Raw genomic sequence first — 26500 nt, 5'->3', positions numbered from 1 at the left:
GTCCTCTTTTTGAGGACAGCATTTATATTAGCGAATTTCAAAAGTTTGGAATTGATTTGTAGGCTCTAATTCTTCAATTGTAATTTCCGATACTTTAGCATATGGACTTGGCCCGTGTTTAATGGCTTCAGAGTAAGAATGAATACGATCATTTTCACCCTGTGCCTCAATTTCTACGGTCCCATCAGATTTATTTTTTACCCAGCCAACTACGTTACATTCTTTTGCTTTTTGTTGGGCAGAGAACCGAAACCCAACTCCTTGAACATGACCACTCACAATCATATGAATACGTTTCATCTTATCACCTCACGTCTAGTTAGATACGTAGACCCATTACCTTTTATGAGGTGAATTAAACTAGGAAGACGCATTACATGTATTCGCCAGAAGGGTAGTCTCCATATATTTCATCATAAGCTGCTTGCGCAGCTTCTTCAGTAGAGAAAAGAGCATCATTTTCTTCAATAAGGTGATAGGTTTCATGAAGAAAAAGGGCTTTTTGCTCAGGGTTATGGGGATGAGGTACAATTTCCGCTTGTTTTATATTCATTACTGTAGGTGTGTGAGGGTTTCGGTAGAGCACAAATACTTCATCTCCAGATTTAATCTCCTTAGGATCAATCATATCCATTTCTATCCCACCTTTATTATAGTTATCCTTAGTTTATATAAATGAAAGAGAACTAATCATATTTTATCTTGCTAATATTTGTCACAATAGTTTACATAATATTATTATTGTATATTTAATGCTGATGTTCGTTATATATTCCAAGAAATAGGGGAGAATATACATGTTTCTATTGTTCTCCTTTTAAATTAGCTCTGATAAAGCTTAGCGTTGTTAATATAGGTTTCAAGCATGAAGACTTGAAACTGAGAGAATGTTTCCATAAAGACATTGTTATAAGCTTTTCTCGATTGGAGAAGATGAAATGAGTATAGTGGTAGCTTACATAGGTCAGAAAGAGGTGCATTATGGGAGAAGAAAAAGTATGTACATTTAAAGCCAGGGATCAAGCGCATCTCCAATATTACTTTTATAGTGAAGGGGATGAAAAAAGCAAGCCTACTATTATATTTATCCATGGAATTACTGCTGAATTGCACCATATAAGACAATTCGCCTCTAAAGCAAAAAAGGAAGCAAACGTGATTATTCCAATATTAAGGGGGTATCACCCTACGCTTATTAGAGGTGATTTACAATATAAGGGTCAGTACGATGATGACTTAGAAGACTTATGTTTGTATTTACAGTCAATAGACCTTCAAAACGTTTATTGGTGTGGTCATTCTATGGGCTGCGGTAATTTATTGAGAGTGCTCAAAAAGGAAACTGTTTCAAAATTAAGTAAAGGTTTCATTTTTCTCTCTCCATTCTTTCACCCTACTTTGCCAGTCTACAACTTCCAAAATTCCTCTAATAAAGAACTTAATAATATTTATGAATTAAAACTATTTAAATCGATTTTTCTGTATACACTTCACCAATTTAAGGTACAAATTTTTAGTAAAAGTAAGGTCGTAAAGGTTCCTGATGATTTCCATGAAAATAATTTGCTACAATTAAGCTTTCGTTTAATGATTTCACGTATTCCCGACGCAAAAATGTTAAACACCTTGTATAGGTCACAAATTCCTTTGTTTATGATGATTGGGGATGAAGATGAAGTAACGAATGCTACAAAACTTGCTGAATGGTGGAAGGGGCGGACGAACCATCCATATAAAATGCAAAAGGGGCACAATCACAATTCTATAATATCTGAGGATTCGAACGTTTATGAAGTTATAGATTGGGTCAAAACAATTTTTGATAAACAAACCAACATTATAAGTAAACCATAAACATATTATGTTAACAAAATGGATGAGTACATTCTGAAAAAAACTTAGTAGCAACTCCGAATGAAATGAAAAGCATATAAACATCGTAATTAAGGTCCACACAACCAATCCAAAAAGTCTAGTCCATTGTTAGCTTTGTATAATTAAGTAGGGACTAGGTTGTTATGATGCAGAAAAAGAAGTAATCGCAGAAAGGAACAATATCCAGGAAAAAGAATACTTTTTCCTGTGTAAAATCCCTGGGTATTTGTAAAGAATCATTTTAAAACAAGCCATCTGTCTTAAAAAATATGGGGCAGCGGGCTCTTTTTTTTGTATAAGAAAAGAAAGGATTCTAAGGTTTTCATACATCCCATACTTTCTGTTCGAAGTAAGAGAAATAGTAAAAACTTTATTCAATTTGAAACTTAGTAGCAACTCCGAACATATAAAGAGAACCAATAAATCCAAAAATGATCCTCAAAGGCGACAGCAATAGATCTGAACTACTTTTAAGTTTATTTAATAGTGGAGAGTTGAAGGATTCTACTTGAATAAAAAAGGCAAGTAAAACGCAATTGTAAGCGCCATCATAATCGCATATAATGTAAGAAAATTCTGTAAATAGAGGTGAGGTAGTGGAAACAAAATCAATTTGGGTTCCTAAAGATGAAAAACCCTTCCTTGTAGAGCATATTGGCAAAACGGTTCTCCTTCCTAGCCATCGGGTAGATTTAAGGAACTTTACAGAAAGGGAATATAATAAGTTTGTTAAAATGGATCGTGTGAAGGATTGGTCCTCACTAAGTTGGAAAGATGTAGGTAAACCGTTAGAAGTTAAAAAATATTCAAACGATCGAAAGCAATACAAAGAATCTCACGGAGAAGAAATGAAGCCTTTCACATCATGGCAATATTTTAATAAGGCATTTCATGAATGGTTTGTAAAAGATGTACCGACCGAAATGAAAGAAGAAAAAAATCAATTCTTAAAAAGCCTAAAGACATTTAATCCTCAACAAATCAAGAGTGCTTTAGGAGATGTGGCAAAAATACAACTTTGGAATTATGCTCATCGCATTCAAGATGGGGTTTGGGATCCAAGGGGCAAAAGAGCATTATTTGAAGGATTAGATTTAACAAACCCTCGAATACTTTTCCTCGGAGCAGCAGAAGGATACGAAGCTATGCAGTTAGGTGCGATGTATCCTGGAGCTCATATTACAATGGTTGACTACGATGAGTACTGTAGAAGCACTCGCTTTGAAGAATTTCCTAATACGTACCCATTTTTAGGGGAGAATCCATCTACAGGACAACCGAAAGTCTATTACAAAGATGATTTCATAATCGATTATGTTGTAAATGATATAAGGAACCTAGCATTTGGTAAGGAATTTGACATTGTCTTATCTGTGGGGTTATTGGAACATTTCCCTGATGAGTATAAGGCTGAGGTTTTGGACTGGCACCGAAAGTTTTTGAAACCAGGTGGATATGCTATTTTAACAACACCGAGAAATCAATTTCGCTCAAGGCTCTATTATAACGTAATGGCGGACGTAATGAATCATACGTATCGAGAACTAATGACTGTTGAGCAAATGGGGTTATATGTATATGAGAATGGATTTGACATTAAGCAACATGGCTTTATTAAAGTGCACAATGGTATAGTTGCACAATCAAGATAAAGGAGAGTCCACCTTTCGTGAGGTGGACTCTCCTTTTTATACAATTGCATTGACGTTGGGCGTAGATACGGGGAGTGAATCATTAGGAGATTAATTTTACTATAAAATAATTCATATCATATTGGCTGGTGAATGGAGTGCGAAGTTAACAGGTCAAAGTGGTCAAAGAATATTAAAATAGAAGATAGAATGGTAAGAGACAAAAGAACCAACTTAATTATACTTAGTAGCAACTCCGAACAAAAAAACAAAAATCAAAAAACATATTTAAATAAAGAAAACAAAAAAACCAGCTCAATTAAGAGCTGGTTTTACTCATTCACTGGATAATCCATCAGGTCAATTTCTTCTCCAGCTCGCATAGCTAATGCCTCATTGCGTTCTCTTGCTACCGGTTTAGCCCGAGATTTTTCAGAAACTTGGATCGTACCATTATCTAATAATTGCTTTATCTCAATAAAGAATGTAGGTGGATTATTATTATTTAATGTACCACTTAAAACTCTTAAGTTGTTATTAGGAGCTCTAGTAACTTCGGAATCTTCCCATAAAATAGCTCCGTCGTACATATCTTCATTATAAAGCTCTGCGAAATTCAATGCTTCAATAATAGCTTCTACAGAAGTGTGATAAGCATTCGGACTACCGATATATGTTTTCAGCTGGCCATCGTATACAAGAGGGCGATAAACAATTGTTGTTTGATGTGAAGCCATTTATTTCATCCTTTAATATGTTGTTACGGATAGTATGTACAAAAGCTCAACAAACTATACCCTCGCTACAAGATTAAATTGACAGACTAAGAGGGGGAGCTTACGATAATCTTAAGTCATTAAAACAAAGCTTTTCTATAAGGAAGGGGGATATAAATGATTCGCGTCGAAAACGTTACAAAGTCTTTCTCTAATGGTAAGGGAATATTCGATGTTTCATTTAAAGTTCAAGAAGGAGATATATTTGGTTTTCTTGGACCCAATGGGGCTGGCAAATCAACTACTATACGTCAGTTAATGGGCTTTATGAAGCCTGATAAAGGGAATTTGTCCATATCCAGATATGACTGCTGGAAGGATACACCTACTATACAGAAATTTGTAGGCTATCTTCCTGGTGAAATTGCTCTTATTGAGAAGATGAGAGGAACTGAATTCCTTAACTTACTTGAAGATATGAGAGCCATGCGCGGGATCTCGAGAAAAGATGCTTTAATTGATCGTTTTCAATTTGATCCTTCTATCCAAATACGTAAGATGTCAAAAGGGATGAAGCAGAAAGTAGGTATTGTAGCTGCCTTTATGCACGACCCCTCTATTTACATATTAGATGAACCCACATCAGGACTTGATCCCTTTATGCAGAGGGAGTTCCTTCATTTGCTGGGTGAAGAACGAGGGAGGGGAAAAACGATTTTAATGAGTTCACACTATTTCCCTGAAGTGGAGCGCACGTGTAACAGGGCTTCTATTATTAAGGAAGGTAGAATCGTAAGGACCGATTCTATGAATGATCTTCGTTCATTACGAACTAAAAAAGTGGAAGTTACGTTTAACGATGAGAAAGAGGCTTGTTCTTTCGCAGATCAGTTCCCTGGTCAGGTGGAAGATAGATCCTACAACCGGGTTGTTGTTCCTATAAAAGGAAGCTATGATGCCTTTATCTCTTCTCTCCAAAATCATTCAGTTACAAATATGGAAATGGAGTCTCAGACGCTTGAAGAGGTATTTATGGATATCTATGATCACAATACCCCCTCTTCTAATCAAAAGGAGGAATTAGATTGAGTCTTTTTAAACGTATGTTACAATTACATGCTATGAGTATACTCAGTTTTTCCTCCATTTCAGCACTTTATATGCTTCTTATAATTTGGATCTTTCCAACATTTGCAGATAAGATGGATGCTATGAATGAACTGATATCAGGTATGCCAGCTGGATTTATTCAAGCCTTTGGATTAGAAGCCGGGATGGGCAGTCTTGGAGAATTTTTATCAAGTAAATATTACGATATGATTTTTATCATTATCTTATCAATCTATAGTATTATGATTACCAATCAACTAATCTCACAATTTATTGATCGTGGATCAATGGCATATTTACTGGCAACACCCTATTCAAGAGTCAAAATTGCGCTGATTCAGTTCTCAGTATTTCTCACTGGTTTACTCACTATAATGATTGTAACTACGATTGTTGGGATATGGGGTCAATCGACGATAGTTACGAACAGTGACCAAATGGACCTCCAAGCGTTTTTAGAAGTGAATGTAATAGGGACATTGGTATTTTTCGCTATAGGAAGTATGAATTTTCTTTTATCTTGCTTATTAGACGATGAAAAGAAGGCTTTAGGGGCAGCTTCTTTGGTGGTTTTTCTCATGTACGGATTTGATATTATAGCAAAATTAACAGAGAAGTTAAGCTGGTTGGAATATGCCACAATATTCTCTTTCTTTCAGGCAAGTGATATTTTAAGAAGTGGATCAGCCTCTGTAGATTCCTATATTTGGCTTATAGTGATTGGCTTTGTAGCTTTGAGTATATCTATATGGATATTTAAAAAAAGAGATTTACCTTTATAAGTGTGAAATGGATTTAAAAAAAATCTCCCTCTACTTTACAAAAATGAAAGGGGCCAGCATATAGCTGGCCCCTTTTTTTTACTTCGGCAGGAGATGGGAATTACTTCATGAACTGACCTCCGATTTTAACGGCAGCATGGTCCTGGAATTTTCGCTTACGACGGAGGTAATTGTCAGTAGTGGAGGATGATTCATGATCGAGCAAGTCTTGAATGGCTTTTAAATCTGCTCCTTTAGATAAGTAATAAGCAGCAGTGTAGTGCCTACACGTATGCGGGGTAATTTTAAACTTAATCGGATTAGAAGTTTGAGCATAGCGTGCTTGGCGATCTAAGCGTTGCTGTATGAATGGAAATACATTTCGCAACCTTTCAATCTGTTTCGTAAACTCATTACTCAAGTATTTAAAATTATAATGATCCCCGTTTGGCTTAGGGAACATAGGGCTGTCATCCCCGTCTAATTTTCCAGAAAAGCCTCGCCTCATTCTGAATTCACTGATCACTTCTAGTACCTCTTCAAATAAAGGTACTTCCCGCAACTTACTTCGCTTACCGATAACGGAGACAAAGTGAAGACCAACATCAGGTTGATAAAAGACTTCAGACCACTTAGCTTCTGCAAATTCCTGAATACGAAGACCAGTGGAAACCAATGTATACAACATTGTATACATGTAAAAGTCATGCTTTCTAAAGTATTTTAGCAACTCTTCAACTTCTTCTTCATAAAAATCTCGATTAACGAGTTGTTCTTTCTTTACGGAAATTCGTTTCATGCTTTTCGTGAGATCATAGTTTACGATATCGCGATTATGTAAATAAGAAAGGAATTGGCTTACAACGGTACTTTTACGACGTAAAGTGGTAGGTCGATAAGAGCAGCTTTCTAAATGTAACTGATAGCGCCCTAAATCTTCATGATGAATCGTTTGAATCGTATGGCCATTTTCTCGCACGTATTCAATAAACTGACGAACATCCCGGAAATACTCCTTTAGGGTGGAAGTTTTCCGGCGTGATCCAAGTGTCGGTTCGTCATGAAGAAATAAATAAAGGAGTAGCTCATCCGGAACTTGCTCCCAAGGAATATCCCGAAAACCAACTTGTATAATCTTGTGATACAAATCAGGAGAACTCCAATCGATGTGTTGTTGGGTGATAGAATGGATGGTTTGCAATGTTGTTAGATTATTCATAATGTTCTCCCTCCGTTTCATAAATAACAAAACCAAAACTTTCTATCTATACTATATCATAGTATTTTTCAATAATCCTAGAAAAATTGTTTATTATTCTATATTCAGTAACAAAAATATAAACTATAATAGAAAATACTGATATTATACATTTTTGTCATAGGGGGAGCGAATATGTACTTGTCGATCCAACAAGTATCCAAGAAATTACATAAATCAGAAAGACAAATACGGTACATGATTAAACAAGAACAAATTATGCCCGTTAATCCAGATACTTACAGGCGGGATGGCGGGTATCGGTTTAAGGAAGAAGAGATTGATTATATTAAACAAACCTATGAACCAAATGGTTTAACTGTAAAGGATGCAGCCAAGCGAGCAGGGATATCTCCTCAATACTTAATGCAGTTTGTGAGGAAGGGAGAAGTCGAAAGTTTTACGAAGATTATCGGAAAACAAAAACGGCGTTTCTTTGAATTGGAAGAAATTGATCGATTTAAAGACCGGTTACAGGAGCGAACTGTGTCGAATCGAGAAGGGGAATATGGGTCTCGGGTGCAACTAATTTCGCGAGAAGTCCGTATTTTTGATAAAGTCCGTATAAATGGCGTCATGACACGGGTTGTGAGTACATCGCCGTTAAAAATTTTAATGAGTAACGGTAAGGAAATCCATATTCATGAAAATATTCAAGGAAAAGGAAAATGGCCGGATCGAGATTATATTAAGCAAAAAGGATTTGCAGAATTTTCCATACCCATTCCTCGTAACATGGATCATCCTGTATATGATTTGTTATACAAAATCATCTTTCAGTTAGGCAAAAATAATACACAAATATATGAAACAGATCTTGGTGACTTTTATGTTCGATGCCGATTAGGGCAATTAAAGATTACAGAGGATGAACTTCAATTGTTACTACGGTATATCGAAAAAGGAGAAATTCACTACAATCCTAAGACTCTAGTAGCCCACCTTACATCAGGCTTTACTACGATATCATTCGATATTCCAACTAAAATACTAGACCGGTACCGCGAGGAAGCTGAAGAACTAGGCCTTCCTATGGAAGAGTTGTTCCAAAAAGCCCTTCGTCGTTATTTGTAACGAGGAGGATTTCTGCGTCTCAAGATCTAAATAGTTATAAGAAAATAAAAGGAGAATGTGTATGGAATGGAGTCAATTATCATATCAATGGCAACACTGCTTTAAGTTAGCTTGGGAATCCTACCAGCTGGGTGCCAAACCGATTGCTGCATTAGTTACAGATGAAAAGGGAGAAATCATTGCGGAAGGAAAATGCACGGTTCATTGTGAGCTTTATACATGTCTGGTATTAAGAACTTAAAGTATGCAGCAAAAGATGAATATGGCGGGAGTGTCAATTTACTGGGGGCGACACCATATATGAGCCGGAAGAAGATAAATGTAGAGGGGCCCTTCACTAGTCTTGAAGAAGTATCCATTGTTTTAAATGTTGTCTTTGACATGGAACACAATCCTCAAAAACTGTTGTGTGTAGAGGGTATGAAGAATGATTACCCTGAGGCGGTAGAAGTTGGTAGGGAATTTGTAAGTTTTGAGACACTAAAAAAGAACAAACATCTCCCATTTGAACAGGTGTATCCAATTATAAAAGGGGCACTCTTAAAACAACTAGAACTTTAGTCCACTAAAACGAGGTTGCGGTACCAGGTACACTTATGTAATAAAGTATACCTGGTTTTTCGTGATAAAGAAGGGGAGAGATGTTAAAATCATGGTAACCGCTGTCAATTGACGGACAATTTCAATACAATAAAGAATGAACTGTTTATAAAGGAGTTACCAGTATCATGACAACTGACCAGTACCAAGATTCATTACACCCATTAGCTAGTTTATACAAGCAATTTACTATGTATGATGCGCATGAATCAGCCAAAAAAGCGCTGGATTTATTGGAGAAGCAACAAAACCAGGAACTTGTGATTGGCTTTGCGGGACATTTCTCAGCCGGAAAATCAACCATGATTAATACACTTCTTGAAGAGGAAATTTTACCATCCAGCCCTATTCCGACAAGTGCTAATCTTGTAAAAGTTAAAAAGGGGGAGGGGTATGCTCGTGTTTATTTCAATGAGGATGACCCAATTGAATACCCTGAACCTTATAATATTGATCAGATACAGCAATTTTGTAAAGACGGCGATGCCATTAAAGAACTTGAACTCACTAAAAAAGACACTCACTTAGCTGAAAACGTAACTGTTCTTGACACCCCGGGCATCGACTCATCAAATGATGCGGACAGAATTATGACAGAGTCAGCTCTTCACATAGTGGACGTATTGTTCTATGTGATGGATTATAATCACGTTCAATCTGAAGTGAACTTAGCTTTTTTGTCAGAAATGCAGGAAAAAGGTAAACCTCTTTATATTATAGTAAACCAGATTGATAAGCACGATGAATCTGAGTTAACATTTTCTTCTTTTAAACAAAGTGTATCTGACGCACTAAACAATTGGGGTATTGAGGCGAAAGGGATTTACTTCACCACGCTGACAGATCCTGAACTACAACACAATCAATTCCAGCAAATGAAGTCAACCCTTGAACAATTGATAGACCAGAAGAATTTAATTATAAAAGAAACCATCACTCAATCGAGCAAAACACTCATAACAGATTACATTACTCAATTGAAAGAAGATAACAAAGGCGTACAAGAAGATCTTGAGAAAAAACTAGCTTCTTTTCAAAATGATAAAGCTGAGCCATCATCCCAAGAGCAAATGATCGAAACGAAAGCTATACCAGAGAAAGCTGAAGATGATTTAAGACAGCGAGTGGACCATTCCCTACGAAATGCAACCCTTATGCCTTATGAAGTGAGAGAAAAAGCACGTTCGTTTATTGAGTCTCAACAATCTAACTTTAAAGTAGGGTTCTTCTTTACGAAATCAAAAACAGAAGAGGCTCGGGAAGAAAGGCTAGAAGCACTTCATGAAGTTTTATCCCAGCAGGCTAAAGCGAAGCTAGAATGGCCGGTAAGGAAAGCTCTTGTTGAAACAGCGAAATCATATAATGTTTTCGATGAAACTACTTTGCAAAACTTTGAGAATTTCACCTTCACTTTTGCTCGTGATTTACTTGAAGACACGATTCAAAAAGGTGCAGGATCTGGTGGGGATTATGTACTTCAGTATTCTGAAGATGTTTCACGAGAGATCAAACGTTTGGTGAAAGACGAGGCACTTAAATTTTGGGAAGCAGCTTCTCATTTTCTTGAGAGTGAGAAAGAGGAAAAATTAGAACAGCTTAAAGCGAAGCAAAAAACCGAGAATCAATACTTAACTTATAAACAAAAGCTTGAATCCCTTCAAAAAGAATTGGCTGAAAGAAAAGAATCTCTATTGAATATCAGAAATGGAGTTTATGATATTGATGGAGCGCTCGATGATGCTACTTCAACATTATTCACAAGAGAACAGCGTGTGCGTAGAAATGTGGAGCTAGATATCAAAGAACCTAAATCCAATGAAAAAGCTCAATCCAGTAATGAAAAGAACTCGAAGACTCAAATCAAGAAAGAATTTACAATCGAAGAAGCGATCGAACGATTAGATGAGACGTATTCTGCACTACAACCCTTACAAGGATTCGGTTCGTTACAACAAGACTTGCTAGAGAAGAAGAGTCGACTTCAATCCAGGCATTACACAGTCGCTTTATTCGGGGCTTTTTCGGCAGGGAAGTCATCGTTTGCAAATGCTCTATTAGGTGAAGCAGTCTTGCCCGTCTCACCTAATCCTACAACCGCAACCATTAATAAAATTTTACCCGCTTCTGATGAATACCCTCACGGCAGTGTGCGTGTAAAAGTGAAACAATCAAAAGATTTGAAAGAAGATCTTTCTTATGCGACAGATCATTACAGTGAGCAATTCGAGACGGTTGATCAATTAGTAGAATGGATTAAAGAAGATGAGGACCGCATATCTACGATCACACCTGACCAAAAAAGGTGGTCCTTTCTTCGAGCTGTCACAAACGGGTATTCATATATTAGAGAGCATCTAGGAGGAACGCTTGAAGTTGGGTTAGCAGAATTCAAGGAATATGTGGCTAATGAAGAGCGTTCATGCTTCATTGAATGGATGGAATTGTATTACGATTGCGCCCTTACCAGAGAAGGGATTACCCTTGTAGACACACCTGGTGCTGATTCAGTTAATGCACGGCATACGGAGACCTCATTCGAATACATTAAAGAGGCAGATGCAATTCTATTTGTCACTTATTATAACCATGCTTTCTCAGGAGCTGATCGAGATTTCCTTCTGCAACTCGGCCGAGTGAAGGACGCATTTAGTATGGATAAAATGTTCTTTGTCGTAAACGCTTCAGATCTCGCCAAAACCAAAGAAGAACTCGATCTTGTTACAAATTACGTTGAAGATCAATTGCTCCAATATGGAATTCGTTTGCCTCGATTATTTCCTGTATCTAGTAAAATGGCGTTAGAAGAGCGTACAGGAAAATCAGAGATCACTTCCGTTACTGGTACTTCGGGAATTATGGAATTTGAACAGTCATTCCATAAATTTATACAACAAGAACTCCTGCAACTTCTTATTCACGCTGCTTTCCATGATCTAGAGCGAGCAAAGAATACAATTGAACACTATATTCGTTCTGCTTCTTTAGACCAAAAGCAAAAAGAGGAAAAGAAAGTTGAATATCAAAGGGAGAAAAATGACATCGTCTCTCAAATAAAAGGATCAGATAAAACGCGTTACGAGCAGGCCATCGAAAATAAAGTGACCAAACAAACCTATTATGTTCAAGAACGTTTGTCGTTAGCTTTTTCTGATTTGTTTAAGCAATCGTTTAATCCAGCTGTAATAAAGGGGAATGGTAAAGAAGCGAAAGAAGCTCTTCAGAAGAGTTTTAATCACTTAAAAGAAATGATTGAGCATGAATTGCTTCAAGAGCTTAGAGCTGTAACGATTCGTTTAGAGACGTTTACGAACACAACTGCCAAAGAATGGAGGCGGGATCTTGAGGAGAAATGTAAAAGGGAAATAGCTCCAATTTCACTTCCTTATTATGAAGATAAGAAGATCCTTACACCAGAGATCCAACCACAGCTATCCACCTCCAAAAATGATAAGGCTATTGAGCAGGCTTTGGGTCTCTTTAAAAATACAAAAGCTTTTTTCGAACATAATGAGAAAGAAAAGATGAAAGATGCGTTGCTAGAAGATTTGCTTCCTAAAGTGGAATCGGTAATAAAAGCGAACGATGATTTGCTCATCCATTATTATCTTTCAGAATGGAACAAACTCACTGAAGAGTACAAGGAGAAGTCAAAGCAAAGCGTAGAAGAATATTACAATGGTTTATTAAGCTCCCTTGAAGAACGTGTTGACCTGGATGCACTTAAAAGCACCAAGCAACAAATCGAACACTCGATTCGTTAATTTAGTGAAGAACTAACCTTATTGATAGGTGAACTTTAAATATGTAAGTTGTCCAATAAAAAAGCAGCCAAATTATGGCTGCTTTTTTCGTATTATACTTTCTTTTCAATATCAGCGTCTTTTTTCAACTTGTCTACTAGTTGTTTTTCTTGCTGTTGTTTCTTTTGTTGTTGAATACGTTGTTTAATTTGATCTTTCACTTCTTTTAGCTCCGGAACTTCTTGTTCGCTTCCTTCACTGCTTTTAGCTAATTGATCATATTGCTTTTGAATTTCTTCATCTGTTACTTTTACTTCTTCTGTGTTCTCAGCAATAAATTTGTCAATCATGATTTGAGTGCGAAGTTGATCTTTTACTTCATCTTTTGAAATTTCTTCTTTTTCTAAGATCTTGTTAAACTGTTCTTCGCCACCATTTCCCTCAATGATGCTATCTAAATCTTTTTGTACTTCTTCATCAGATACGCTGATCTCAGAAGATTCCGCTTCTTGTTTGACAACTTCTAGGTTAATAAGTTGAGTCAGGATAGAATCTTTCATTTGTGTAAGTTGTTCATCTTTAAGTTCCATTCCTTGTTGCTTAGCCATCTGCTTTTGTTGCTCAATGGAATCGTTTAAGCGTGACATCGGAATCTCTTCACCATTTACTACGGCAGCTACGTCACCTTCAGATTCTTTGTCATTGTTTTCTGAATTTTTTTCTTCTTTGTTTTCGCTATCCTTGCTTTCTTCTGTCGTTTCAGTATCTTTGGAGTCATTATCATTAGAGCCTTCTTCGCTACTTGAGCACCCTACGATTCCTACGGAAAGGACAAGGCCAAATAGCAATGTGGCCAGTTTTTTCTTGAATGTCAAAAGAACATCTCCCTTGCTGAAAATTCAATTCTGTTAGACTGTATCATACCACAAAGACTCTTGTAAAATACATCCTCTCACATTGAGGCTTGTTCAGTATGTAAATACCAATTTTAAAGGCATGTTTAGGAACTATTTCACATAGTCATTAGTGAAGATTGCTATTTAAGGGGGAAAAGCAAAATGAATCCATACCATTATAATCAGTATGAACAAAGCCTCATCCAAAATGCATCTATGTACGATTTGCTCGCTAACTATTACAAGTATATTGATCCTAATAAACATATGATGTATTACATGAAACATTATGAGTGCATGCGACAACTAACAGGAATGTACCGTACAAATGAACAACAGAACACCCAGCAGGCAAATCATCAGAATATGTCTTATATAAGGGTTTTTCATGCATCACCTAATGCGCCTAATGTGGATGTGTATGTAAATGGTCAGCAACTTCTTCAGAACGTAGCCTTTAAACAAGTCAGTCAATACGTACCGGTTATGGCTGGAGACTACCGTATTAAAATTACTCCAACTGGAAAATCTGAGGCAGTATTGACTAAAGATATTAGAGTAGAACCAGGTCAGGCTTATACAGTTGCCGCTGCAGGTAACGTTGAAGAACTAACACTGGTACCTTATGTTGATGATATGACACCTGCTCAAGGAAAAGCGAAAGCTCGATTTATCCATTTATCCCCAGATGCTCCGCGTGTAGACATTGCAGTTAAGGGAGGAGAAGTGCTGTTTCCGAACGTAGGTTTTAAAGAGGCGACAAATTACGTAACTTTACCACCGACACAGGTTGACTTAGAAGTTAGACCAGCAGGATCAAAACAAGTTGTTCTCACTGTCCCTGGAGTCATGTTAGAAGCTGATGGAATCTATAACGCCGTTGCAGTAGGATATGCTAATGGTGAGCCAACTTTAGAAGCCATATTTATATAAATAACAGCCCTTCCTTACGGGAGGGCTGTTGCTATTTTGTTAATAATAGAGTTTAAGTGTAGAAAATATTATGAAAATTTAATATACTTAGAGTTACGAAATAATAAGGAGGATACAAAATGACAAAAACGTCTTATGATTTAACGTGGGATTTAGATGTGATCTTTGAGGGGGGCAGTGAGTCAGAAGCCTTCACGCAATATTTACATACCTTAAATGGAAATCTGCAAGGGTTGGGTGACAAGGTGAATCAGTTCACCACACCTAAAAGTGCAGAGGAAGTCGAGGCCCTTGCCACGATTATTAAACACTTAGAAACAGTTACGACGCAAATCAGAGAAAGTGGTGCATTTATTAGTTGTTTGTCTGCTCAAAATGTAGACGACAAAAAAGCTAGTCTTTTAAGAGCTCAAGTGAGTCAGATGGGAGCGGTATTTTCAACAACAATGACACAGCTTGATCAAAAATTGGTTCAAGTTGAGGAAAGCGTTTGGAACGAACTGCTCGATTCTCCCGAATTATCTAATTTACACTATGTATTAAATGAAAAGAGAAAACGAGCAAACGAAAATTTACCCCTTGAGCAAGAGGCGATTATTAATGACTTAAGTATTGATGGGTATCACGCATGGGGCCAAATGTATAACACGATCGTTGGTAAAATGAGTGTAGAAGTAGAAGAAGATGGGGAAGCTCATCATATATCTGTCGGACAAGCTTCGAACAAATTGAGCTCTGCTGATCGTGATGTCAGGCAAGCCGTTTTTCACAAATTACAAAATGCCTGGACAGAACAACAAGACTTATTTGGCGAAACGATTAATCACTTGTCAGGATTTCGACTACAAACGTATAAGCATAGAAGTTGGGATAATGTGCTTAAGGAGCCGCTTGAAATTAATCGAATGAGTGAGAAAACACTTGATACAATGTGGTCTTCGATTACAAAGTATAAGGGTACATTCGTAAAATATCTTGAACGAAAAGCGCATTTACTTGGTCTTGAAAAACTGAATTGGTATGATGTCGGTGCACCTATCACAAATGAGGAACAAACCGTTTCTTATGATGAAGGGGCAAAGTTTATTGTTGATCAGTTTAACCAATTCGGTCCTAAAATGGCTTCATTTGCAGAAATGGCATTTGAAAAGCGCTGGATTGAAGCTGAAGATCGAAGCGGCAAACGACCAGGAGGTTTTTGTACAAGCTTTCCTGACAGCAAACAAACGCGTATTTTTATGACTTATTCTGGAACAGCCTCAAATGTGGCCACACTAGCTCACGAGCTAGGTCACGCTTTCCACCAACATGTTATGGATGATGTTCATCCTTTAAATCAGCGCTATGCCATGAACGTGGCTGAAACTGCCTCAACGTTTGCAGAAATGATTGTAGCAGATGCTGCTGTTAAGAAAGCTGAGACAGAACAAGAGCGTTTATCTCTTCTAGAGGATAAGGTAAACCGAAGTGTAGCGTTCTTCATGAATATCCATGCCCGCTTCTTATTTGAAACGAGATTTTACGAAGAGCGTAAGCAAGGTCAAGTTTCGGTCGAACGCCTTAATTCGTTAATGGAAGAAGCGCAAAAAGAAGCGTACTGTGATGCTTTAGGAGAATATGATCCACATATGTGGGCATCTAAACTTCATTTCCATATCACAGGTGTTCCATTCTATAACTTCCCGTACACATTTGGTTACTTATTTAGCCTAGGAATTTATGCGAAAGCATTAGAAGAGGGAAGCGATTTTGAAGATAAGTATATCGCATTATTGAAAGATACAGGTAGTATGAGAGTAGAAGACCTAGCCATGAAACATCTAAACGTTGATATTGAGCAACCAGAATTCTGGGAAGATGCTATTAAATTATGTGTGAAAGATGTTGAAGAATTCCTTCATCTCAGTCAGTAAAAAGGATGTGGGATTGGCTCTTATAAAAAGAGTTGATCCCACTCTCCTATAAATACAAAATGAAATCGTTTCACTTATTCACTTGACTTATTTGTAAGAAGGGAGTATTATGAAATTAATAAAGAAAACAACAGAATATAACTCGAACGAATAAAACACCATTAGAATCATAAGATAATTAATGAGTTACGATTTGAAAGATACTCCGATTCACATATCAGAAAGAGTATTAATTCACATTAGTACTTTTTCTAATATGTGATTTTTTATTACTTCAATAAAAGTAACATATTAGAAATTAGTAATGGAGGTTTTCTCTAATGAAAACAGGTACAGTAAAATGGTTTAACGCAGAAAAAGGTTTTGGCTTCATCGAAGTACAAGGTGAAGACGATGTATTCGTACACTTCAGTGCGATCAACGAAGAAGGCTTCAAGTCTCTTGAAGAAGGCCAAAGCGTTGAATTTGAAGTAACAGAAGGTAACCGTGGACCACAAGCGGCTAACGTAACTAAATTATAAGAGTTAAAAAGCTACCTCCAAAGGTAGCTTTTTATATATACTTTCTCTAAGTTTCAGTTCTCTAAAAGATGAAGGTATGAGAGAAGCAAACGATCTTTCGTTTGTTTTTCTAATATAAGTCTTTTCCAAGGAGGCGTTCAGTAGATGGCATTTGGTAAGAAGAAACAAGAAGAGATCAAGAAACAGGACCTTAAAATTTGGGAATGCTCCTCTGAAGATTGCAATGCATGGATGCGGGATAACTTCAAATCAGAAGAAACCCCTACATGCCCAATTTGTAAAAGCAAAATGGTGACATCTGTCAAAGAGCTACAAGTAGTAGAAAATAACAGCGCTAAATGGAATTGATGAATAAAAAAGATCTCACTCATGGTGAGGTCTTTTTTTATGGCTTATTGAATAAATTTTCTTGCAAAAAGAGTGTGATATGCGCTATTGTGTAAACAAACTAAATGGGGAGGATTTTTGTGAGTTTACATGTTGCCATACTTCAAATAGATGTTACATATGGAAATCCTGTAGAAAACCAAATGCACATTGAAGAACAAATGAAACAACTCAAATCACTTGATCAAGTAGATGTAGTGGTAATGCCTGAACTGTGGAACACTGGATATGACCTTACTAGATTGGATGAAATTGCCGATCCTTTAGGACAGGAGAGCCAAAGCTTTTTATCTCGCCTAGCTCGTGAATACGGTGTAAACATTGTTGGAGGATCAATAGCTAAGAAAGAGAAAGGTCAAAACACTAATACCTTGTATGTATTTGATGAAAAGGGGCATCTCAAGAAAGAGTACAGCAAGGTTCATTTATTTAAGTTAATGGATGAACATTTGTATTTACAGTCTGGTGATAAAAAGAGTCATTTTGAGATAAATGGTTACCCTAGTGCTGCTTTTATTTGTTACGATATCCGTTTTCCGGAATGGATGAGAACTCATACAATAAATGGTAGTGAGATTTTGTTTGTCGTTGCTCAATGGCCAACCCCTCGTATAGATCATTGGAGGAGCTTGCTCATTAGCCGAGCGATTGAGAACCAGTGTTTTATCGTTGCATGTAACCGAATAGGTAGTGATCCTAAGAATTCATTTGGTGGCCACTCTCTTATCATCAGTCCATGGGGCGATATTATCTCGGAAGCAGATGACACTGAAATGCTTCTTACTGGTGAACTTGATATGAGTATCGTAGAAGGCATTCGTAAACAAATCCCCATTTTCCAAGATCGCCGCATTGATCTTTATGAGTAAAGGTCATATACCTTATTGGTAATAACGATAATAAAGAAGCGAGCCTAATGGTTAGGCTCGCTTTTTTATGTTTGATATTGTTTCATAAATTTACGATCAATACGATTCTTTAAATTCCAGGCAATCTTCCCTTTATAAGACCATTTTCCATATAGGAGAAAGCCTTCTTTATGACCAATGGACATAATCGCTAGCCATTTATTCTGTGGGATGTAATGACTGCCATCACCTGTCGAAAGGAATCCTTTAATATTCTCCCATAGTATAGGGGCCTGACGGATGGCGAACACTCCATTCTTTGGAAGGTCAGGCTTTTCAGAAAGACTAATACAATCTCCTGCTCCAAATATTGAAGGGTATTCCTTCACTTGTAATGTTGATTCTACTTGAAGGTAACCCTTATCATCCGTGGGAAGCTTCGATTGTTTAAACACACTAGGAGCTTTGGGGCCTGCTAACCAGAGGGCATCTGTATATATTATTTCAGTGCCTTGATCCGTATAAATTTTATCGTTTGTCATTTCAGTGACATGACTTCCTTTTTGGAGCTTTATCCCTTTATTTTTTACAATTTGCTCGATCTTTTTTGATATGTCTATCGTTTCTCCAGGAAGTAATCGTTCAGCACCACTTATAATGGTTACATCTTTACCCTCGTTATGGTGCATTCGATAGGACTGTAGAGATAAAGCAAGTTCAACACCTGCTATACCTCCTCCAACTATTGATAAATGTTCAGTCTGGCGCACTTCATCCACCATCGCAGGGAAGTGATAATTTGGTTTTATACGTCTAGCATGTTCTTTAACGCCTTTAATCTCCGTATGTGCTGTAAGTGATCCGATATCAAATGAAACAACATCATAGGAGAGGACGTTCCCCTGATCGGTGAGTAAAATTTTCTGCTCTGCATCAATTGAGACGATAAACTCTTCTTTAAAATCAACAGAAGCTTTCTCGCATAATTGCGGAAGCGACACCCTGATATCTTCCTCATTATATAACCCCTCAGCGTATCCAGAAAACATTCCTGAATAATATTGATAAGGAGACGGGGAAATAAGGATAACTTCTGTATCTGGAAGTTGTTCATTACGTAGTTGATCAATAATATGTAAATGTGCATGGCCTGCACCAATTAATACTAACCGGTTCATGTATTGTCATCACTCCTCATTCTCATCTGCCTCAAACTATATCAGATATAGATGACCTAAACCAACACTAGCTTTTCTAATAATAATATACCCTAGGGGGTTGACGTTTCTTTAAATCCATATTAAGATACCCATATAGGTATTAAAAGAAACAAAACAACTTGGAGGTATGAAAATGAATACAACAGTATTAGACGTTAAAGGAATGGCTTGCCCAATGCCAATTATTAAAACAAAAAAATCAATCCAGGATCTAAACACTGGAGATGTACTAGAAGTGCACACAACAGACCAAGGTGCCGTTGCAGACTTGTCCGCATGGGCTAAATCTGGCGGACATGAAGTAGTGGATCATAAAGAAGAAGATGGAGTTATTACATTCTGGATCCGTAAAGGATAATAAATAGTGGATGTAGGAGAGGGGATGACACCCTCTCCTATACCCCTACTTGTATTAGTATAAAAGGAGGAACCTATAGATGTCTACTACAAAAAAGACGAACATCATCTTATTTAGCGGTGATTATGATAAAGCGATGGCTGCCTATATTATTGCAAATGGAGCAGCGGCATACGACCACGAAGTTACGATTTTCCATACGTTTTGGGGGCTAAATGCTCTTCGTAAAGATGAACAAGTTGAAGTTCAAAAAGGATTTCTAGAGAAAATGTTTGGAAAAATGATGCCACGTGGTGCAGACAAAATGGGACTATCCAATATGAATATGGCCGGAATGGGGCCTAAAATGATTAAAAAAGTAATGAAAAAACACAATGCCACATCATTACCAGCTCTTATTGAGATGGCTCAAATGCAAGAGATTAATCTTGTTGCTTGTCAAATGACTATGGATCTGCTTGGTTTCCAAAAAGCAGAATTATTAGATGACATTACCTATGCTGGTGTAGCGGCTTATCTTGCAGATGCAGAAGACGGAAATGTGAACTTATTTATTTAATGATTCTTAATTAAGTCCGTCCGATTCAAAGATCAGCTCCCAATCTATGAGAAAGCACGAGATAAGATAGGGAACTGATCTTTTTATTGGATCGGTATTGTTCAGCGTTATAGAGGAATAGGGGAGGCTGACACGACATGGAATTTTCTTTTATTATTACAATCTTCCTCATTGGGTTCATAGGATCATTCGTTTCCGGTATGGTTGGAATTGGTGGCTCTATCATCAAATACCCGATGTTATTATATATACCTCCATTATTGGGATTCACAGCTTTTACAGCCCATGAAGTATCAGGAATTAGTGCTGTGCAAGTATTCTTTGCTACAATTGGAGGCGTTTGGGCTTATCGAAAAGGCGGCTACTTAAATAAATCGCTTATTGCTTATATGGGAATAAGTATCTTAATCGGTAGCTTCATAGGAGGTTACGGATCTAGGTTAATGTCTGATACTGGTGTGAACCTAGTTTACGGCTTACTAGCCACTATAGCTGCTATCATGATGTTTATACCTAAAAAGGGTATTGACGATGAGAATATGAGTGAAGTGACGTTTCCAAAAGCATTAGCATCTCTGCTAGCATTTGTTACTGGTATAGGAGCTGGTATAGTAGGTGCTGCGGGGGCGTTCATCTTAGTGCCAATCATGCTTGTAGTCTTAAAGATTCCTACACGAATGACGATCGCAAGTTCTCTTGCAATAACATTTATTTCATCAATTGGAGCTACCGTTGGTAAAATCACTACGGGGCAAGTAGAGTATGGACCAGCTGCGGTTATGATTGTAGCCAGTCTTCTGGCTTCACCGCTGGGCGCCAATGCAGCCAAAAAAATAAATACTAAAGTTCTACAAACAATACTTGCGCTTTTAATTTTAGGAAGTGCAATAAAAATTTGGTTAGAATTCTTTGGAGTGTAAATAATGGAGGAGACGACTTTCACAAAGAGCTCGTCTCCTTTTTCTTGTTGTACCACTATCTATATTGAGCTCACAGTGATATAATCACGTTGGTACCATTTAAATATTGGAGGAATACAACCCATATGCTTAATGTTAATAACGTTAGTTTACGATTTGGCGATCAGAAATTATTTGAAGACGTCAATATAAAATTCACTGCCGGGAACTGTTATGGCCTAATTGGCGCGAACGGTGCTGGTAAATCAACATTTCTAAAAATTCTTTCCGGAGAAATTGAATCCCAGTCTGGAGACGTATCTCTAGCATCAAATTATCGTATGGCTGTGCTAAAGCAGAACCACTTCGAATATGAAGAATACGAAGTCATGCAAGTCGTTATGATGGGATATAAACGCCTGTATGAAGTTATGCAAGAAAAGAATGAAATCTATATGAAAGCAGATTTCTCTGAAGAAGACGGTATGCGTGCTGCAGAACTTGAAGGCGAATTTGCAGAGATGAACGGTTGGGAAGCTGAATCTGATGCTGCTCGATTACTTACTGGCCTTGGTGTTTCAGAAGATCTTCACGACAAGAAGATGTCTGATCTTACAGGTTCAGAGAAAGTAAAAGTGCTACTAGCACAAGCACTATTCGGTAACCCAGATGTACTTCTTCTAGATGAGCCTACGAACCACCTTGACATTCGTGCTATTCAGTGGTTAGAAGAATTTTTAATTAACTTTGAAGGTACAGTTATTGTTGTCTCACACGACCGTCACTTCTTAAATAGTGTCTGTACACACATTGCTGACCTTGACTTTGGTAAGATTAAGATTTATGTCGGAAACTACGATTTCTGGTATGAATCCAGCCAACTTGCTCAGAAGTTAGCGAAAGAAGAGAACAAGAAAAACGAACAAAAAGCTAAAGAACTAAAAGAATTTATTCAACGTTTCAGTGCGAATAAATCAAAATCTAAACAGGCTACTTCTCGTAAGAAGCTACTTGATAAGATCTCTTTAGATGATATTCAACCATCAAGTCGTCGTTACCCATATGTCGCGTTCAAGCCTGATCGTGAAATCGGAAATGATCTTCTGAAAGTAGAAGGACTTACAAAGACAATTGATGGCGTAAAAGTATTAGATAACGTATCATTCACAATGAATAAGGATGATAAAATTGCGCTTGTAGGCGATAACGAGATCGCGAAAACAACTCTATTTAAGATTATTATGGGTGAAATGGAAGCAGACGCGGGAACTTACAAGTGGGGCGTCACAACTTCTCAAAGTTACTTCCCGAAAGATAACTCAGCATTCTTCCAAAATGATGATCAAACGTTAGTAGATTGGCTACGTCAGTATTCACCTGATGATCAAACAGAAACATTCCTACGAAGCTTCTTAGGACGTATGTTATTCTCTGGTGAAGAAGTGAAGAAGAAGCCAAGCGTTTTATCAGGAGGAGAGAAAGTTCGTTGTATGCTTTCTAAGATGATGCTAAGCGGTTCAAACGTTCTTCTATTGGACGAACCTACTAACCACTTGGACTTAGAAGCAATTACTGCTCTAAACGAAGGTCTTACAAACTTCAAGGGTTCTATGTTATTCGCATCCCATGACCACCAATTTATCGATACGATCGCGAACCGTATTATCGAGATCACACCAAATGGCTTAATTGATAAAGAGATGTCATATGATGAATATATTAACGATGAAAAGGTCGAACAACAGCGTAAAGAATTAATGCAAACATCATAAGATATCTAAAAAGCTTGGAAAGTTAACTTTCCAAGCTTTTTTGTTTTGCTCCTCACTCTTCTCCTTGAACTAATTAGATATCCTACAAATCATAGACTACATGCATTGAATCTTTTATTTAACTCAAAAAAGGAATACTGGCACCTTGTACCCATTTTAAGAGAAGAGAGGTTTCTTATTTCTTTTGAACGGGGAAAGTAGAGTATCAACCAAATAAGAGGAGTGATTAAAATGGCAGGTGCAATGAACGACGCAAAACGCGCTGCTAAACGCACTGAGCAGAAAGCTGATCAAGCTAGTCAGGATGTTAAGCCTTGGTTACGAGGATTTGCCCGCTTTGGTTATACTGCAAAAGGTGCCGTTTATGTATTACTTGGAATATTATCATTAATGGCTGCATTAGGAGTTAGTGGTGGAAAAACCACAGGAACGAAAGGTGCCTTAGCTACTATTGCGAGTAAACCTTATGGGAACGTTATTTTATGGATTACTGCAGTTGGATTAATAGGATATGTTATGTGGAGAATTATTCAGGTTGTTAAGGATCCTGAACATAAAGGAAAAGACGGTTCAGGTATTGGAATGCGCATAGCTTACTTAATAAGCGGAATTATTTACGGGGCTTTAGCTTATAAAGCTATTTCTCTTGCCTCTAGCTCATTGGGATCTTCAGGAGGGTCATCAGGTAACTCTAAGCAATCCTTTATTGCTAAAGTATTATCCCAACCAGCAGGTCAATGGATCATTGGAGCAGTTGGTGTTGTAATTATTGGCTATGGTTTATATGAAATGTACAAAGGTATGACTGAAAAATTCAAGAAAGAATTTAAATTTGGTGAGATGAATCAGGGTGAGAAGAAACTCGTTCGACGCTCAGGGAAATTTGGTTTACTAGCTAGAGGGGGCGTTATGTTAATTATCGGTTATTTCTTCATTCAAATGGCGATGACTGCGAGCTCTCAGCAAGCAAATGGACTTGATGCTGCGTTATCTGAGCTAGCTTCTCAACCATATGGAAAGTGGTTACTAGGGATCGTTTCTATTGGTCTTGCACTATTCGGTATTTTCCAGATTCTTAAAGGGAAAAACCGCCACTTAAAAATCTCATAGGTAATGAGTAGTTACGTACAATCCTCCTCTTATAATAGAGGGGGATTTTTTTATCTTTGAATCATATAGTCAACTAAATAAGCTTTTATAAGAATAAGGTTTCCAGTACAATAGTAGGAGAAACCTCAAAAGAAGGGGGCCTATAATGGAATCGATGTTAGCTTCCTATAGTCCGATTTTATTTTTAATTGCAATTCTACTAACGCTAATGACCTCTTATACTGCATTAGATTTATTCACCTTGCATAAGACATCTGAACGTAATGGCAAGTTTCTATTTATAGGTGGTATGATTTCTATGGGAATTGGAATCTGGGTGATGAACTTCCTTACGATGTTATCTTCAGATTCTTATAATGTCATAAACAATCAAGTTCCACTTACAATTTTATCAGTGGGATTAGGCATATCGTTTGCTGGTATCTCCTTTTACTTTGTAACGAATAAATCCATAAAAACATTGAACCTTATAATTGGCAGCTTTTTCTTAACTATGGGTGTATTTGCTACTCATGTTACAGGGATGTATACCTTAAAGTCCGCGGTATACTATGAACCATTTATCCTTGTTTGGTCTTTGTTACTTCTATATGGTTCATTTCTATTAGCACTATGGATTTTGTTTTATTACAAAAATATAATATATTCTAAAAACCCATGGTTGAAACCTATAAGCTCTATGATCATCACAGGAGCAATTGTAGAAGGCTACTTTTTATTAACGAAGTCTGTATCTTATGAAGAAACAATGAATACTTCAGGATTACCAGTAACAGGTGAGTATTCCTTTTCCATCTACTTTCTACTCTTTATGTCTATACTAATTATTGCTGGTGTTCTTGTTTCAAGCACGCTTTTGAATACGAGATTAGCTTCAAGAGATACATATTTGAGAGATATTACATTCGCCCTTGATGAGTCTTCTATTGTTGCGATCACGGATTCTAAAGGATTTATAACATATGTAAATCAGAAATTTTGTGAGATTTCTGGATACAGAGAAGATGAACTTATTGGTCAAGATCATAGAATTATAGGATCTGGTTATCATTCAAAAGATTTCTTCAAAGGTATGTGGAAGACAATAGGAACTGGTCAAGTTTGGAAAGGTGAAATTAAAAACCAAGCAAAAGACGGATCTTATTATTGGGTAGATACTACGATTGTGCCGTTTCTTAATAAGAAAGGGAAGCCCTATCAATATATCGCGATTCGATCTGACATCACAACAAGAAAGGAAGCAGAACACCAATTACAGAATGCGCTGAAAGAAGTACAAGATATTGAATTTGCTCTTAATCAATCAACCATTGTAGCAATTACAGACGAGAAGGGGATTATACATAACCTGAACGATAAATTCTGTGAAATCTCTGGGTATGCTCGAGAGGAATTATTAGGAGAAGATCATCGGATTTTGAACTCTGGCTATCATCCTCCTCAATTTTTTAAACAACTATGGAAATCAATCGGTACTGGGCACATTTGGCGTGGCGAAATTCGAAATAAAGCGAAAGATGGTACATTTTACTGGGTAGATACTACGATTATTCCCTTTATGAACGAAAAAGGAAAACCCTATCAATATTTGGCCATACGGAACGATATCACAGAACGAAAGAAAACCGAAGAAGTACTTCATCGTCAAGATAAACTAGCAGCTGTAGGCCAATTGGCTGCAGGAGTAGCACATGAAATTCGCAATCCACTTACTTCAATGAGAGGGTATGCTGAATATCTACAGTTAGATGAAGAAGACCTAACACGACGTGAATTGCTTGATATCATTGTTGATGAGATTGAACGTGTGAATGTTATAGTTGAAGAATTCATGGTTTTGTCCAAACCAAAAGCGGTTCATTTAGAAGAAAAGAAAATTACCCCTATCCTTCAAAATGTCTTATCGTTGCTCGATTACCAAGCAAGGAAAAGCAAAGTTTCTCTAATCTTTAAAGACCCACCTGAAACACCTACGATCTATTGTGATGAAGACCGATTAAAACAAGTTTTCCTCAACTTAATTAAGAACGGGATCGAAGCAAACCACGTAGGGGGAGAGGTGAAGGTGTTCATAGAAACCTCAGACGACTATATCAATGTCTTTGTTCAAGATACAGGAAACGGTATTCCGGAAGAACATATCAAAAAGCTTGGAGAGCCGTTCTACACCACCAAAGATAACGGAAATGGGCTAGGTTTAATGATGTCTTATAAAATTATAGAAAGTCACAATGGAACCATCCGCGCAGAGAGCAAGCCTTTAGAAGGTACAACCTTTATCGTTTCCCTACCTCTCCACGCTACTAGTGACTAATAAAC

The 26500-nt window shown here is 37.2% G+C and carries 25 protein-coding genes; 19 read left to right on the top strand and 6 right to left on the bottom strand.

Going from position 1 to position 26500, the window contains the following annotated elements:
* Window positions 1–27: 27 nt before the first annotated feature.
* Window positions 28–300, bottom strand: a complete 273-nt coding sequence (locus tag IMZ31_RS09630) for an acylphosphatase (protein ID WP_207527191.1) — start codon at window positions 298–300, stop codon at window positions 28–30.
* 73 nt (window positions 301–373) lie between these two features.
* Window positions 374–634, bottom strand: coding sequence for a transcriptional regulator SplA domain-containing protein (locus tag IMZ31_RS09625; RefSeq protein ID WP_207527190.1), 261 nt, complete (start codon window positions 632–634; stop codon window positions 374–376).
* A 347-nt stretch (window positions 635–981) separates the two neighbouring features.
* On the opposite strand from IMZ31_RS09625, the gene IMZ31_RS09620 reads away from it, so the two are divergent.
* Window positions 982–1854 (top strand): alpha/beta fold hydrolase, encoded by an 873-nt coding sequence (locus tag IMZ31_RS09620; protein WP_207527189.1) that lies wholly within the window; start codon window positions 982–984, stop codon window positions 1852–1854.
* A 617-nt stretch (window positions 1855–2471) separates the two neighbouring features.
* Window positions 2472–3527, top strand: a complete 1056-nt coding sequence (locus tag IMZ31_RS09615; protein ID WP_242705535.1) for a class I SAM-dependent methyltransferase — start codon at window positions 2472–2474, stop codon at window positions 3525–3527.
* A gap of 311 nt (window positions 3528–3838) precedes the next feature.
* Here IMZ31_RS09615 and IMZ31_RS09610 read toward each other — a convergent pair whose 3' ends face one another.
* Window positions 3839–4243 carry a hypothetical protein gene (locus IMZ31_RS09610; RefSeq protein ID WP_207527188.1) on the bottom strand — a complete coding sequence of 135 codons (405 nt, stop codon included), beginning with the start codon at window positions 4241–4243 and terminating at the stop codon, window positions 3839–3841.
* 156 nt (window positions 4244–4399) lie between these two features.
* Here IMZ31_RS09610 and IMZ31_RS09605 point away from each other — a divergent pair, with 156 nt between their 5' ends.
* Both IMZ31_RS09605 and IMZ31_RS09600 read left to right on the top strand, forming a co-directional pair.
* Entirely contained in the window at window positions 4400–5311 is a 912-nt protein-coding gene (locus tag IMZ31_RS09605) for an ABC transporter ATP-binding protein (RefSeq protein WP_207527187.1), read from the top strand.
* Entirely contained in the window at window positions 5308–6114 is an 807-nt protein-coding gene (locus IMZ31_RS09600; RefSeq protein ID WP_207527186.1) for a DUF2705 family protein, read from the top strand. The genes IMZ31_RS09605 and IMZ31_RS09600 overlap by 4 nt, the downstream gene beginning before the upstream one ends.
* Window positions 6115–6214: 100 nt before the next feature.
* On the opposite strand, the gene IMZ31_RS09595 is transcribed toward IMZ31_RS09600, so the two are convergent.
* Window positions 6215–7312, bottom strand: a complete 1098-nt coding sequence (locus IMZ31_RS09595; RefSeq protein ID WP_207527185.1) for a tyrosine-type recombinase/integrase — start codon at window positions 7310–7312, stop codon at window positions 6215–6217.
* A 174-nt stretch (window positions 7313–7486) separates the two neighbouring features.
* Here IMZ31_RS09595 and IMZ31_RS09590 point away from each other — a divergent pair, with 174 nt between their 5' ends.
* From IMZ31_RS09590 to IMZ31_RS09575, 4 genes are all read left to right on the top strand, one after another.
* Window positions 7487–8425 carry a helix-turn-helix domain-containing protein gene (locus IMZ31_RS09590; protein WP_207527184.1) on the top strand — a complete coding sequence of 313 codons (939 nt, stop codon included), beginning with the start codon at window positions 7487–7489 and terminating at the stop codon, window positions 8423–8425.
* A gap of 61 nt (window positions 8426–8486) precedes the next feature.
* Window positions 8487–8666 carry a hypothetical protein gene (locus tag IMZ31_RS09585; protein WP_207527183.1) on the top strand — a complete coding sequence of 60 codons (180 nt, stop codon included), beginning with the start codon at window positions 8487–8489 and terminating at the stop codon, window positions 8664–8666.
* Entirely contained in the window at window positions 8645–8986 is a 342-nt protein-coding gene (locus IMZ31_RS09580) for a hypothetical protein (protein WP_207527182.1), read from the top strand. The genes IMZ31_RS09585 and IMZ31_RS09580 overlap by 22 nt, the downstream gene beginning before the upstream one ends.
* 167 nt (window positions 8987–9153) lie before the next feature.
* Complete coding sequence (locus IMZ31_RS09575) at window positions 9154–12786, top strand: dynamin family protein (RefSeq protein WP_207527181.1); 3633 nt, start codon at window positions 9154–9156, stop codon at window positions 12784–12786.
* Window positions 12787–12878: 92 nt separating this feature from the next.
* On the opposite strand, the gene IMZ31_RS09570 is transcribed toward IMZ31_RS09575, so the two are convergent.
* Complete coding sequence (locus tag IMZ31_RS09570) at window positions 12879–13640, bottom strand: SurA N-terminal domain-containing protein (protein ID WP_207527180.1); 762 nt, start codon at window positions 13638–13640, stop codon at window positions 12879–12881.
* 183 nt (window positions 13641–13823) lie between these two features.
* Here IMZ31_RS09570 and IMZ31_RS09565 point away from each other — a divergent pair, with 183 nt between their 5' ends.
* From IMZ31_RS09565 to IMZ31_RS09545, 5 genes are all read left to right on the top strand, one after another.
* On the top strand, window positions 13824–14594 hold the full coding sequence (locus IMZ31_RS09565; RefSeq protein WP_207527179.1) for a DUF4397 domain-containing protein: 771 nt from the start codon (window positions 13824–13826) through the stop codon (window positions 14592–14594).
* 119 nt (window positions 14595–14713) lie between these two features.
* Entirely contained in the window at window positions 14714–16507 is a 1794-nt protein-coding gene (locus tag IMZ31_RS09560) for a M3 family oligoendopeptidase (RefSeq protein ID WP_207527178.1), read from the top strand.
* A 320-nt stretch (window positions 16508–16827) separates the two neighbouring features.
* Window positions 16828–17028 (top strand): cold-shock protein, encoded by a 201-nt coding sequence (locus IMZ31_RS09555; protein WP_036779154.1) that lies wholly within the window; start codon window positions 16828–16830, stop codon window positions 17026–17028.
* Between the two features lie 144 nt (window positions 17029–17172).
* A complete protein-coding gene (locus IMZ31_RS09550; protein ID WP_036779151.1) occupies window positions 17173–17376 on the top strand; it encodes a cold-inducible protein YdjO-related protein in 204 nt (67 codons plus the stop codon).
* A 119-nt stretch (window positions 17377–17495) separates the two neighbouring features.
* Entirely contained in the window at window positions 17496–18284 is a 789-nt protein-coding gene (locus IMZ31_RS09545; protein ID WP_207527177.1) for a carbon-nitrogen family hydrolase, read from the top strand.
* A gap of 65 nt (window positions 18285–18349) precedes the next feature.
* Here the strand turns inward: IMZ31_RS09545 and IMZ31_RS09540 are convergent, their stop codons facing one another.
* Window positions 18350–19441, bottom strand: coding sequence for an NAD(P)/FAD-dependent oxidoreductase (locus tag IMZ31_RS09540; RefSeq protein WP_207530252.1), 1092 nt, complete (start codon window positions 19439–19441; stop codon window positions 18350–18352).
* A 175-nt stretch (window positions 19442–19616) separates the two neighbouring features.
* Here IMZ31_RS09540 and IMZ31_RS09535 point away from each other — a divergent pair, with 175 nt between their 5' ends.
* The 6 genes from IMZ31_RS09535 to IMZ31_RS09510 all read left to right on the top strand — a co-directional run bounded on the left by IMZ31_RS09535 (window position 19617) and on the right by IMZ31_RS09510 (window position 26495).
* On the top strand, window positions 19617–19841 hold the full coding sequence (locus IMZ31_RS09535) for a sulfurtransferase TusA family protein (protein ID WP_036779144.1): 225 nt from the start codon (window positions 19617–19619) through the stop codon (window positions 19839–19841).
* 79 nt (window positions 19842–19920) lie between these two features.
* Window positions 19921–20400, top strand: a complete 480-nt coding sequence (locus IMZ31_RS09530) for a DsrE/DsrF/DrsH-like family protein (RefSeq protein WP_207530251.1) — start codon at window positions 19921–19923, stop codon at window positions 20398–20400.
* A gap of 137 nt (window positions 20401–20537) precedes the next feature.
* A complete protein-coding gene (locus IMZ31_RS09525) occupies window positions 20538–21320 on the top strand; it encodes a sulfite exporter TauE/SafE family protein (RefSeq protein ID WP_207530250.1) in 783 nt (260 codons plus the stop codon).
* Between the two features lie 125 nt (window positions 21321–21445).
* Window positions 21446–23071, top strand: coding sequence for an ABC-F family ATP-binding cassette domain-containing protein (locus IMZ31_RS09520; RefSeq protein WP_207530249.1), 1626 nt, complete (start codon window positions 21446–21448; stop codon window positions 23069–23071).
* Between the two features lie 231 nt (window positions 23072–23302).
* Window positions 23303–24181 (top strand): DUF1206 domain-containing protein, encoded by an 879-nt coding sequence (locus IMZ31_RS09515; RefSeq protein WP_242705690.1) that lies wholly within the window; start codon window positions 23303–23305, stop codon window positions 24179–24181.
* Window positions 24182–24326: 145 nt separating this feature from the next.
* Window positions 24327–26495 (top strand): PAS domain S-box protein, encoded by a 2169-nt coding sequence (locus IMZ31_RS09510; RefSeq protein ID WP_207530248.1) that lies wholly within the window; start codon window positions 24327–24329, stop codon window positions 26493–26495.
* Window positions 26496–26500: the final 5 nt, after the last annotated feature.

Source organism: Pontibacillus sp. ALD_SL1 (assembly GCF_017355605.1).
This window is presented reverse-complemented; position numbering and strand designations above follow the sequence as displayed.

Excerpts from the sequence above, each read along its gene's own strand:
- IMZ31_RS09630 (WP_207527191.1), bottom strand. The coding sequence starts at position 300 with ATGAAACGTATTCATATGATTGTGAGTGGTCATGTTCAAGGAGTTGGG.
- IMZ31_RS09625 (WP_207527190.1), bottom strand. The coding sequence starts at position 634 with ATGGATATGATTGATCCTAAGGAGATTAAATCTGGAGATGAAGTATTT.
- IMZ31_RS09620 (WP_207527189.1), top strand. The coding sequence starts at position 982 with ATGGGAGAAGAAAAAGTATGTACATTTAAAGCCAGGGATCAAGCGCAT.
- IMZ31_RS09610 (WP_207527188.1), bottom strand. The coding sequence starts at position 4,243 with ATGGCTTCACATCAAACAACAATTGTTTATCGCCCTCTTGTATACGAT.
- IMZ31_RS09605 (WP_207527187.1), top strand. The coding sequence starts at position 4,400 with ATGATTCGCGTCGAAAACGTTACAAAGTCTTTCTCTAATGGTAAGGGA.
- IMZ31_RS09595 (WP_207527185.1), bottom strand. The coding sequence starts at position 7,312 with ATGAATAATCTAACAACATTGCAAACCATCCATTCTATCACCCAACAA.
- IMZ31_RS09590 (WP_207527184.1), top strand. The coding sequence starts at position 7,487 with ATGTACTTGTCGATCCAACAAGTATCCAAGAAATTACATAAATCAGAA.
- IMZ31_RS09585 (WP_207527183.1), top strand. The coding sequence starts at position 8,487 with ATGGAATGGAGTCAATTATCATATCAATGGCAACACTGCTTTAAGTTA.
- IMZ31_RS09580 (WP_207527182.1), top strand. The coding sequence starts at position 8,645 with ATGTCTGGTATTAAGAACTTAAAGTATGCAGCAAAAGATGAATATGGC.
- IMZ31_RS09575 (WP_207527181.1), top strand. The coding sequence starts at position 9,154 with ATGACAACTGACCAGTACCAAGATTCATTACACCCATTAGCTAGTTTA.
- IMZ31_RS09565 (WP_207527179.1), top strand. The coding sequence starts at position 13,824 with ATGAATCCATACCATTATAATCAGTATGAACAAAGCCTCATCCAAAAT.
- IMZ31_RS09560 (WP_207527178.1), top strand. The coding sequence starts at position 14,714 with ATGACAAAAACGTCTTATGATTTAACGTGGGATTTAGATGTGATCTTT.
- IMZ31_RS09555 (WP_036779154.1), top strand. The coding sequence starts at position 16,828 with ATGAAAACAGGTACAGTAAAATGGTTTAACGCAGAAAAAGGTTTTGGC.
- IMZ31_RS09550 (WP_036779151.1), top strand. The coding sequence starts at position 17,173 with ATGGCATTTGGTAAGAAGAAACAAGAAGAGATCAAGAAACAGGACCTT.
- IMZ31_RS09540 (WP_207530252.1), bottom strand. The coding sequence starts at position 19,441 with ATGAACCGGTTAGTATTAATTGGTGCAGGCCATGCACATTTACATATT.
- IMZ31_RS09535 (WP_036779144.1), top strand. The coding sequence starts at position 19,617 with ATGAATACAACAGTATTAGACGTTAAAGGAATGGCTTGCCCAATGCCA.
- IMZ31_RS09530 (WP_207530251.1), top strand. The coding sequence starts at position 19,921 with ATGTCTACTACAAAAAAGACGAACATCATCTTATTTAGCGGTGATTAT.
- IMZ31_RS09525 (WP_207530250.1), top strand. The coding sequence starts at position 20,538 with ATGGAATTTTCTTTTATTATTACAATCTTCCTCATTGGGTTCATAGGA.
- IMZ31_RS09520 (WP_207530249.1), top strand. The coding sequence starts at position 21,446 with ATGCTTAATGTTAATAACGTTAGTTTACGATTTGGCGATCAGAAATTA.
- IMZ31_RS09515 (WP_242705690.1), top strand. The coding sequence starts at position 23,303 with ATGGCAGGTGCAATGAACGACGCAAAACGCGCTGCTAAACGCACTGAG.
- IMZ31_RS09510 (WP_207530248.1), top strand. The coding sequence starts at position 24,327 with ATGGAATCGATGTTAGCTTCCTATAGTCCGATTTTATTTTTAATTGCA.